Raw genomic sequence first — 1,262 nt, 5'->3', positions numbered from 1 at the left:
CGACGCCGTGCGCGCCGTCACGGCGGCCTTCGTGGCCTGCTTCGCCGAGTCGTACGCCCTGTCCGCCGACGCCTGCGCAGCGTTGGCGCCGGCCAGCGCGTCCCTGGCGTGGTCGGCCGCCTCCGTGGCCGCCTTCTTCGCGGTGTCCGCCCACTTCTGCGCCTGGGCCGCGTCCTGGCGTGCCTCCGCGGCCGCCTTCTGCGCCCCGGCGGCATCCTCGACGGCACGCTTGGCGACCGCCGCCGCCTGCGAGATGGTCGAACCGACCTTCAAAACGTGTGCCCGGGTGTCCTGGTCGTAGAGGTTGGCCCGGTGCGCCGCGTACTCGATGAACCGGCGCATCATCCACGGCGGGCCCTGCAGCGCCGCGTTCGCCGCGAGCTGGAACATCGGTCCGCCGGACTCGATGGCGGAGAGGATCGCGATCCGGTCGTCCTCCGCCTGCGCCGGCGGCAACTCATCGGCGAAGAAGTCGTGCAGCGCCCGGGGCGTTCCGGCGCTTATCGCGGCGTTGCCCCTGCTCCTCACCGCGTTCCCGGCACCCTCCAGCCGGGCCAGGATCGCCAACCGGTTCTCCTCGGCCATGGCCTCGATCACACCGGTGGTCAGGTACTCCTCGACCCGGTCCGGGTCGCCGGAATCCAGTGCGGCCTTGCAGCCTTCGGCGACCTGGGGGATGGGCGCCATCTCCGCGATGCCCACCAGCCGGTCCCGGTCGTCGAGTCGCCGTGCCGTGAGCAGGTCCGCGTCCAGCCATGCCTTCATGTCGGCATCGGTGCCGGCGAGTGCCTCGGCGGCGGCCTCCGCGGACCACGTGCCCAAAGACGCCTGGGCGAGCATGGCGACAGCGGCCTGGCGGGAGAAGTGCACCTGCCGGGCCGGATCGGTTTCGGCCCGGGCGGCGGCGAGGGCGTCGGCGGTCGCCTTTTCCAGCATGCCCTGCTCGGTCTGCTTCTTCCCGGCGATTTCCCGGTCCAGGTCGTCGGCTTCCCGCAGTCTCACCGCGGTCGCCCCGGCCGTCTCGGCCATCGCCGCCAACTCCGCGGTCTCCGCGTCGCGGGCGAGTTGTGCGATCTCCGTCGCCTTGTTGACGGCGTCGACCGCGTTCTCTGCCGCCTCGCTCGCGGCGTTGGCGTGCTCGGTGGACCTCTTGGCGTACTCGACGGCCTGTCCGGCGTGCTCCGCGGCGTCCTCGGCGTAGGCGGCGGCCTTCTCCGCGTGGCGGGCGGCGTTGTTGGCGGCGTCCCGCGCCGCGCGGGCGG

1 pseudogene is annotated in these 1,262 nt (G+C 73.2%); it reads right to left on the bottom strand.

The annotated features are described in order from the left end of the window. Positions 1-1,262, bottom strand: a pseudogene (locus H5J30_RS34025) (ALF repeat-containing protein); the annotation flags it as partial.

Origin of the sequence: Streptomyces phytophilus (genome assembly GCF_013870535.1) — a bacterium.
Lineage (GTDB): Bacteria > Actinomycetota > Actinomycetes > Streptomycetales > Streptomycetaceae > Streptomyces > Streptomyces phytophilus.
This window is presented reverse-complemented; position numbering and strand designations above follow the sequence as displayed.